This window comes from Streptomyces sp. NPDC056231 (assembly GCF_048270745.1).
Taxonomy (GTDB): Bacteria; Actinomycetota; Actinomycetes; order Streptomycetales; family Streptomycetaceae; genus Streptomyces.
In genome coordinates this window covers 1-9,882 of record NZ_JBLVKW010000146.1, presented here as the reverse complement: position 1 = coordinate 9,882, position 9,882 = coordinate 1, and the positions used below count along the sequence as shown (strand labels likewise).

The window sequence follows — 9,882 nt, the reverse complement described above, 5'->3', positions numbered from 1 at the left end:
TGTACGACGGCGACACCTCGGACTCCACGACCGGCCCCTCCCGCAACGATCACCATCAAGAGCCTCCCACGCCCCTTCGGCAACCTGACAGAGCCCCCGCAAGCCCTTAGGAAGACAGCAGGCGACGGCGGATCTTGATTATCTCAGAATTTCCGCGCAGTTCGGAGTAACGTTCACACAGGTCATCGACGAGCACATGGAGGAACGAAGCTGTTGCGGCGCAAAAATCATCGTACCGGACTACTCCGCGAGGCCCGTTCTCTTCACTGATATGTACCAGGTCGCCCTTGCGGTGAAATCGATACTCACCTGCTCCTTCTGCAGCGGAATAAGTTCTCTTCGGCTGATCCTGAAGGTCCCGCGCGACACAGAAGAGAACATAAGCGGCGTCGAAGACGGGGCCGGGGCCACTGAAGTCCGCACCTTCAACCCTGAAAACAAGATCACCCCAGAACATGTCGTACGTGAGGTCGTACAAGTCGGCCGTCGCCAACTTGCGCCGCAACTCGGGGGTATCCGCGCCGTCGACAATGCCATCTACCCGGTAAGCAAGTTCTATCACTCTGTCGATCCTTGATTCGAGTTCATTTTCTGCCGACCACATAGCTCTAGACCGGCAAGTGCCGGAAGCAGGCGGCGGCCTGCGCAAGCGATCTCGCGCAAGCCGCCACCCTCATGCTACAGCCGGCGAATAACGTCAGCGCTCTTCAATGAGGCGGCCACATCCTCACGGAACAAGCCACCCCGAATCCGAACCCGAGGACTGCGCACACTAGTACGGATGCGCGGTCCGGACTCTCTTGTTCTTCACCACTACACGAACTCGTGACGTCGGGGTTCCCTTCGAGTTCCGGCCGACTCGGCGGCCGAAATCGTATTCATAGATGCGCCCAGGACGGCCATCGGAGTTCGGTCGGCTCTTCCCCTTCTTGATGGTCGTCCGGATCAAGTACTTGACCTCCTTGACATTCCTGGAGCGAAAGCGGCTCTTGCCGGCTACCCGACTTGTGGAGCCATGCCCCGCAAGCACATGCTTGAGGTCGATGCGGCACTGACCGTTGCGGTTGTGGACCACTACGTCGTCGTCGCCGACGGCAACGGTGAAGGTGTGCACGTCACCGACGTTGAGGTTGACGACAAGGCGGCCCTCAACCTCACCGCGGTCAAGCACTGCGGTAACGGGGTGGCTGCTGCCGTCCGGCGACACGAGCGCATCACCGGTCAGGACATCGGCGGCCTTCACCCAGCCCTTGCCGGCAACCCAGACGGGGTGTTCCGCAGTCGCTTCCAGCGGCGGGGTCGTCGGATCGAGGTCCGTGTCGATCTCGACGATGTGCTTGGTGCCGTAGCCGCTGATGACGTCCAGGACCGGTTCGACGTGGGTCTCGCCGGTCCCGGGGTCGGTCGCGGCCACGTAGTCGCCGACCTGGATGGCGCCGATGGGCAGGTAGGTGCCGTCGGCCATCAGGACCGGCGTGTCCGGGGCGAAGGAATTGCAGCGCGAGCGGCGGAAGACCGACCGGGCCTTGGAGAAGGTCCGGTTGACGCGGCTGGCCTTGCGGATCGTGCGGGCTGCCTTGAAGCCCTTGACCGCGAGGCGGCCGGCCGAGCCGAACGCGACGCCCACGCCCATTTCCGCGGCCTTGCGCCAGTTACCGGTGGCAGCGTACGAGATCGCGCCCACGGCCGAGGCCACGTTGCCGATCGGGCCGGGGATGTACGAGGCGACCTCCGCGACCCGGGCAACCTTGCGGAAGGCCTTCTTGAAGGAGAAGCCCCAGTGCCCGTCCAGGTCGACGCAGTTGACGGGATCGCCACTGCAGTAGTCGTAGGCGTTGGCGTTGCCCCCGGGGTCGGGATCCGTCTGCAGGAACCGGCCCAGCGCCGGGCTGTAGAGGCGGGCGCCCATGAGGATGACGCCGTCGAGGGCCTCACCCGAGCGCTGCTTGGCGCCGAGCCAGCCGTACCGCTGCGGCACCTGGCCGTCGGTCGGCACCCCGAACTCGTCGTAGAGCAGCACCTTCGGGGCCGTCATCGCCGTGTCCAGAGTGACGGACACGTCGCCGTGCACGTTGGCGAACTGCAGCTCGACGTCGCCGGTCGCGGACGTGGTGGCCACGAGGTCGCCGTCAGGGCCGGAGACGTTGCGGGTCAGGGTGCCCTGGGTGGTGTCCTCGATGATCCAGCGGGGCTCGTCGGAGTCGTCTCCGTAGTGGTTGAGCTTGCTGGTGGCGTTCGCCCAGTTGCCGTCCGCCTGCTTCTTCTCGGTGGTGAAGGCTTCGAAGCGCAGGGCGGGGTCGAGGGTCCAGGACTGCCGGGTGTCACCGGCGGTCTGGGAGGCGACCAGGTCGTTCGCCCAGTAATCGTTGACCGAGCCGGTGCCCGTGGCCGTGGTGCGGCCGAAGGCGTCGTAGGTGTAGCCCGTGGTCAGCAGCCGGTCGGCGCTGTCGTACGAGCTGGCCGTGGTCGTGCCGCCGGTGGTCCCGCACGAGCCGTCCTCGGCGGCCGGTATGACGGTCTTGGAGGTGCGGTTCATGCGGCCCGCGACGCTGCGCCCGGCCTCGTCGAAGCGGTAGTTGCGGGTGACGCAGCCTTCGGCCGTGGTGCTCTGGACGGCCTTGGTCAGGCGGCCGAGACGGTCGTAGGTGTACTCCTTGCTGTCGGTCGAGGAGGTGTCGGAGGCCACCGCGCCCTGGGTGCTCAGCTCGATGTGCTGGCCGTAGACGACAGTGCCGTCCGAGGTGCGGGTGTAGGTACGGCCGGTTGCCGCGCCTGCCGCGTTGAAGGTGTCCTTGCGGACGTAGCCACCGGGATACGTCTGCTCCACCAGCTGGCCGTCAGGCCCGTACTTCGCGGTGAAGGTGCCGGCCAGGCTGTCGGTGACCGAGGTGACGAAGCCGCGCGGCTCCTTGGTGCGGTCGTAGGTGTAGCTGGTCCAGCCGGTGTTGTCGGTGACCTTGACCGGCTTTCCGTACTTGTCGAACTCGGTGGTCGTGCTGCCGCCGTCGGCGTCCGTGTAGGACAGCAGCCGGTCGAGAGCGTCGAAGACGCGGGTGATGGTCTTGCCGCCGGCCGTCGTCTTGACGGCGTGTCCGGTGACCGTGTCGTACTCGGTGGTCACCTTCGGCAGGGCCTTGCCGACGTCGGAGGTGATCTCGGTGGAGACGATCCGGTCGGCCGCGTCGTAGGCCGTCACGGTCTTGCGGGTCTTACCCGCGTTGGTCTCGGTGACCTCCTCCGTTTCCCCGAAACGGGAGTAGCGCGTGATCCGCTTGGTGGTCAGAGTGTCCGGCATGCGGGCCGTGTCCGCTCCGGTGACCTTGCCGCCGGGCAGCGTGGCACACGGGTTGCCTGCCCACTCGGGCCGGTTGCCGCAGGCCGCGTCGTCCGGGTTGGCCTTCGCCGTGTAGAAGACGGTCTTCACCGTGCCCGCGTCCGAGCCGTTGGAGCCCGGCCTGCGGGATTCGATCGCGCGACCCGCCGCGTCGTACTTGATCGTCGAGGTGAGGTTCGCGCCGCCGGAGACGGCGTCGGTGGTCACCGAGGTTTCCGCGCGCAGCGTCCAACCCGAGGTGCCGCCGATTGGGGCGTCGTAGCCGGTCTTGGTGACCCGCACCTCGACATCCGCCGTGTAACCCTCGATGCGGGCGCCTTCGCGAGTGGTCGTCTCCAGGTGGTACGCCGCCCCGTCGGGCTTGCCCTCGTCGTAGGCGTGAACCGTGTGGGAACGTACGACCACCTGCTCCCCGGCCTTCAGGGCCGGCATCGGCGGGGCGGACTGGGCCGGGACGTCCTCGTCCAGCCGGGCCCGGTAGACGGGGCCGAGTTCTTCGAGCAGGTCGAGGCCGTCGCGACTGTAGACGCTGCGGCTGTCCAGCAGACCGGCGCGGGCCGCCGGATCGTCCGGCAGCTCCAGCTCGGCCGCCTTCCCGTCGGCGTCGTCGTCCTTGCCGAGGGCCAGCAGCCGGCCGGAGGCGTCCAGGGTACGGACGGTGTTGCCGAACCGGTCGTACTCGGTGGTGTCGATGTCACCCACACCGGTCGGCGACCACGTGGCGGTGTTGACCTCCTGCGCCGAGGCGTTGAGGTAGTGGACCGTAGCCTGCTGGTAGCCGTCCTTTCCGGGCGTGGTGGCGGTGGCGGTGTGGGTTCCGGGGTCGGACTCGACGTCGAAGACGGCGGTGACGTCCGTGGGCGCGTCCGCCTGGCCCCAGGAGGCCACATCGGCACCGGACATGTCGTACGGGCCGCCCTTGGCCCGGGTCAGCGGCACCTCGTAGACGACCTTCGAGGCGGTCTCGCCCTCGATGACGTCCTTGCTGCCCGGCTTGAGCGCGGGGCGGCGGACCTTCAGCAGCCGGCCCGGGTCCTGATCGGCCCCGGCCTTGCCGTAGTCGAAGTACCACGGCAGTTCACCGGTGGTGTCGATGGAGGTGAGACGGCCGGCACTGTCGTAGGCGTACTTCGTCCGGAACGTGGTGGTGTCGCCGGTGGAGGCCTTGCGCGGGTCCCACACCTCCACCAGACGGCCCGTCAGGTCGTATCGGTAGGTGGCGACGTCGACGGCGTTCACCTGGCCGGCGTCCGGGTCCCACGACCAGATCCGCACCGCCTTGACCCGGTCGATCACGTCGCCGGGCGTAGCGGCCGTGGCGGTGGTGGCGGTGGCGTGGACGTACTCCAGCACCTCGCAGCCGCGAGCCGGAACGCTGCCGGTGCACTGCGCGGTGTCGTCCACGCCCGGTTCGGCCTCGCCGATCACCCGCTTGACCAGGGAGCGGCCGTCGGTGGTGTCGTAGGTGTAGCGGCTGGTGGATGCCTCGTCCGTGCCGGAGACGGACTCCACGACGTACACGTCCGAGCCTGTCTGCTTCTTGAACGTGGTGATCGTGCCGTCGTCGTCGGACAGCAGATAGGTGCCGCCGGACGCCCTCAGGATCAGTCCCTCGGCGCCGGGCTCGGGGCTGAAGGAGCCGTCGGAGCTCTTGGCGAAGGTGAGGGTGGTGTCGTCGTAGGAGGTGAGGACCGCGACGTCCTTGCCGGGGAAGGTCAGCGAGAAGTAGTCGTTGTCCGTGATCCCGCCCGAGGCTCCACCCGCCCACTCCGGGCCGAACGGTGCAACCAGCTCACGTACCGACAGGTGGTCGAAGTAGACCGCCTTCCCGGAGTTCGCGCCGAAGCCGTTGTACAGCCGCAGGAACGCCGAGGTGGCGTCGGCCGGGACGGTGAAGTCCAGCGTCAGCTCTGCCCAGGCATCGGTGTACGGCACCTTGCGGGAGGTCGTCTCGACGTAACCCGACGGTGTGTCGGCTCCGGCGTACAGGCGCAGACCACGCGCGTGTTGCGGTGCCAGGCCCGTTGCGGCGGGCACATAGGCCCAGGCGGTGAAGCGGTAGGTCCTGCCCGGCTTCATGCCGAGCCGCAGGGCGGTCTGGTCGCCCCCGACCATGGCGAAGGAGTCGCCGCTGGTGTTGGTGGTGGGCACGACCTTCAGGGAGTCGGTCGAGCCGTCCTGGCCGAGCGTGGTGTCCCGGCTGATCGTCGCCGTGGTGGCGGTGAAGCCGGTCGTGTCGGTGGAGACGTCCTGCTGGTTGGCGGTCAGCCGCTCACCCTGCGGCATCCAGCCGCGGTCGGTGCCGCGGGAGGAGGCGGTGCGGGTGGAGGACAGGCCGAACTCGTCGGCGTCGGTCACGCTGACGGAGTAGTCGCCGGTGAGCAGGTTGACCGAACCGGGGCCGACCTCCTCGGAGGCCGCGCCGTCGGCGTTCGGGTCGGCGGTGAAGCCGCGCCACTCACTGATGTACGCCGCGTCCGCGTCGTTGTCCGTGTAGAGCAGCGCCCGTACCTGGACGACGCCGCCGATCTGGCCGAGGGTCTCCAGAACCGACCAGTTGGCGTGCGGGCCCATGTCCGACAGGCGCATCTTCTGGGTCGTGAACGGAGAGTTGTCCGCCTTCGCCAGGTTTGCCAGCGGCACGTCGGAGATGGTCGCGCCGGGGCCGCGCCGGTACTGGAAGGTGACCCGCGTGTACTTGGGCTGCGCGTCCAGCTCCAGCTTCACCCGGCGAGCGCTGACCGCGCCCTCGGTGGGCTGCACGATGGCGCCCTGACCGACCAGGAAGTCGTAGGAAACGGCTGTAGAGACGTTGCCTGCCTTGTCCTTGGCCTGCACCCGCAGGGTGCGGTGACCGTCGGCTGCCGGTGTGACCGCGATGGTCGTGGCACCGGTGGCAGACACAGTCGTGGCGGCGGCGCCGTCCAGCGAGTACACGTACCCGGCCAGGTCGTTGGTACCGGAGGCCGGGGTAAAGGTGAACTTGCCGGAGGTTCCGGCACCGCCGTGCCACTTGCCGTCCTGTGGGTAGTCCGTGGACGACACGTACGGCGCGCCCGGCTTGGTGGTGTCCACGGTGAACGTCTGGAACGACGACCACGCGCTGGAGTCCGTACCGTCGGAGGCCATCGCCCGCCACTTGTACGAACCCTCGGCCAGCGTGGTGCCGGGCGTCCATGTCGCCGTTGCCCCGGACGCCACCGCCACCGACTTGCCGGACTGCAGGGCCGCGGTGCCGTCCGACTTCCACAGCTCGAAGCTCAGCGTGACGGTGTTGCCGTCGGCGTCGGTCGACTTGGCCGACAGGGTCGGCCTGGTGTTGTTGGTGGCTACCCCGGTCAGCGGGGACAGCGCGGTCGGCGTGCCCGGCTTGGTGTTGTACTGCACGGTCAGCGACGGCTCGGAGGTGGGGTCGTGGGAGCCGTCGACGTAGTTCGCCGACCGGTAGCGGCGCCAGGTGAGCGGGTCGGTCTCGGTGACCGCTGCCAGCCGCAGGCCGTAGTTGGGCTGCCCGTCCGCCCACGACTGCGCGATGGAGCTGACGTTCCACGTGCTGTACCCGGCGGGGCAGGACGAGTTGTAACCCTTGGCGTCCTTGACGACCATCGCACCGGTCGCCGTCGTGGACGGCTGTGCCGACCACGTGATCGCCGACGGATCCCAGTCGGTGGTGATTCGCCGTACCTCGATACCCGAGTTCGACGTGTTGCACGTCGACGAGTAGTACGAGTACAACCGCAGCTTGGCATCGAGAACGTGCTTGCCCGTGTACTTCGAGACGTTGAACTTCAGGAAGGAACGGGCCTTCTCGCTGCCGTCGTACGTGCCCGCCTTCAGCTCGGTCGAGCCACGCTGCGAGGTGAGGTAGTCCTTGTACTGCACCCAGGTGTCGGTCGTCGGACCCATCAGCGAGTCGGTCGGATCGATCGTCACCGGATACGTCACGTGAGGATCCGACAGGAACGCGGCGCTGGGCTTGAGCACCAGCACCTGTCCCTTGCCGTCCTCGGCATCGACGATGTCCACGTCGACCGGCGCCAGGTGTTCGGGCTCCCCGGAGGCATTGTCGTGCGAGGAGTCCCACATGACCGGCGCCGGCGCACCGGCCTTCGCCTCACCCTTGGTGTCCTCCCAGACCAGCCGCTTGTCGGCGGTCTCCTTGAGGCGCAGCCCGGTGGCATCGACCGGAAGCCGGTACTCCACTGGCCCGTCCGGACGTTCACGCAGCACGACGTTGTGCGTGAAGCCCTCTTTCAGGGCCGTGACGACCAGGTCACCGCCCGCCACCGCGCCGGGGTACGTCGCGGTCGACCCGTCCAGCCGGGGCTCGGGCAGCTTGCCTTCCCAGCCGACGCCCAGCGCGTGCTTCCCCCGTTCGACCTGGACCAGGGTCTGGTCCGCACCGCCACCCGAGAGCGTCACATCGGCGGCCGCCATCCTGGGCGCCACCACCCCGCCGTCCGCGACCAGGGTGGTGTCAACCGGTCGCCAGGTGCCGTGCTCGTCCCGCACCCGGATCGGCCCGGTGTACGACTCCACCGTGGTCGTGCCATCCGGGTTCGCCCACGTCGTCGTGGAGTCGGTGCGCTCCCCCGTGACCTCTATGCGGCGATCCTGCAACCGCGACATCAGCAACGCCGACGCCGCGTCCTCCGCCTCCGCCGGCCCCAGCGGCTTCGGTTGTTCCGCGGCAGCCCGGGCGGGCTCGGCGACCGCCGTGCCCGCCTCGATCAGGCCGCCCGACAGCGCCAGCACCGCCACCAGGGCTATGCGTCTCAGCCGTGACCGTGGCGGCAGCGGATGCCGCCCCCACGGCAATGACTCGTCCTTCACCTTCTTGACGCCTCCTTTGATAAGTCATGATCAAAAACATTGATCGACTTGAACATACAGAGACATGACAAGGGACGAATGGTGAAATAGAGGACACGGCCAGATTGCTGTGAAGAGCTTGTGATGCAACTGTGCCTCAGTGGTGTGTTCGGTGGTTCAGGCCGAACTCGCCTCGGTCTCCGCGAGGTTCGCCCCCCTTCGCGGAGGCCTTCTCCGGCGCGGAGGACGCCACCGGTGACGACGACACAGCCGGTGCACCCGCTGGTCTCTCGCACATCGCGCCCGCCAGGGTCGCTGCTCTTCCGCCAGGTCAACTGCCCGTGGCCGCCGATGCCCTGCCTCTTAGAGGTCGTCTCAACGGGCTTGATCACTAGGCTGGCGGGCGTGATGACGATGGTGGAGCGGCTGGTGCCGGACGGGCTGTGGGAGTTGTTCCAGCGGGTGGTCCCGGCTGCTCCGGTGCGTCCGCAGGGCGGTGGCCGACGCCGGTATGGGGACCGGCAGGTGCTGGCAGCCATCGTGTTCGTGGCCGCGACCGGCTGTACGTGGCGCCAACTACCGCCAGGCTTTGGCCCGTCCGGGCCGACCGCACACCGGCGCTTCACCGAGTGGAGCCGGGCCCGGGCGTGGGGCAAGCTCCACCGCCTGGTCCTGGACGAGCTCGGCGCGCACGGCGCCCTGGACTGGTCGCGGTGCGCGATCGACTCGGTGAACATGCGGGCAACGAAAGGGGGGACCTGACGGGTCCGAATCCCGTAGATCGCGGCAAGAAAGGATCAAAGATCCACTTGATCACCGAGCGGACCGGTCTGCCCCTCTCCATCGGCGTCTCCGCCGCCAACACCCATGACAGCCAGGGCCTGGAGCCCCTGGTGCGAGGCATCCCGCCCATCCACTCCCGCCGCGGGCCCCGTCGACGACGGCCCGCCAAGCTCCACGGCGACAAGGGGTACGACTACGACCACTTGCGCCGATGGCTCAGGTCCCGGAACATCATCCCGCGCATCGCGCGCAAGGGCATCGAGTCCTCCAAGCGCCTGGGCCGCCACCGTTGGACGGTGGAGCGGACGGTGGCCTGGCTCGCCGGGTGCCGCCGTCTGCACCGCCGCTACGAGCGCAAGGCGGAACACTTCCTTGCCTTCGCCGGCATCGCCGCCACCCTCATCTGCTACCGGCGTCTGGGCGGGTAGGCCGGTTCATGCGGCTCCGAGGAACCCCGGGTCGGCGCCGTCGAACTGAAGGCACGAACCGCGGCTCAGCCCCAGGAGTTCCGCCATGGGCACTGCACGACGGCTGGTCGCCAGCAGATCCCGGCGGGCCTCGCGCCGACCACAACGGTGGAAGGCGCTGTCATGTTGGCTGGCAGGGTGAGATGATCTTCGGGTTGATTGCTGGTGGAGGGGATCGTCCGTGGAGGGCATGTCGCCGTCGTACAGGGGTCACCGGTACCCGGTCGAGGTGATCTCGTACTGCGTGTGGCTGTACTTCCGGTTCCCGCTCAGCTTCCGTGAGGTCGAGGAGCTGATGCTCCAGCGCGGCGTGATCGTCTCCCACGAGACCGTCCGGCGATGGTGCCGGAAGTTCGGGCAGGCCTACGCCAACGCGCTGCGCCGCAGGCGCCCCCGGCCCGGCGACAAGTGGCACCTGGACGAGGTCTTCATCAAGATCAACGGCGAGCTGAAGTACCTGTGGCGGGCTGTGGACCAGGACGGCAA

General features: G+C 68.0%; 4 protein-coding genes. 2 read left to right on the top strand and 2 right to left on the bottom strand.

The window, feature by feature from the left end:
- Positions 1–106 precede the first annotated feature (106 nt).
- Positions 107–562, bottom strand: coding sequence for a hypothetical protein (locus tag ACNPQM_RS42775; protein ID WP_418088248.1), 456 nt, complete (start codon positions 560–562; stop codon positions 107–109).
- A 210-nt stretch (positions 563–772) separates the two neighbouring features.
- Positions 773–8,167, bottom strand: a complete 7,395-nt coding sequence (locus ACNPQM_RS42770; protein ID WP_418088247.1) for a DNRLRE domain-containing protein — start codon at positions 8,165–8,167, stop codon at positions 773–775.
- A 393-nt stretch (positions 8,168–8,560) separates the two neighbouring features.
- Here ACNPQM_RS42770 and ACNPQM_RS42765 point away from each other — a divergent pair.
- A protein-coding gene (locus ACNPQM_RS42765; RefSeq protein WP_418088249.1) for an IS5 family transposase occupies positions 8,561–9,357 on the top strand; the annotation gives its coding sequence in 2 pieces (ribosomal slippage) (positions 8,561–8,896 and positions 8,899–9,357; 795 coding nt in all).
- A gap of 229 nt (positions 9,358–9,586) precedes the next feature.
- The coding region (locus ACNPQM_RS42760; protein WP_418088246.1) for an IS6 family transposase at positions 9,587–9,882 on the top strand (296 nt) is incomplete at its 3' end.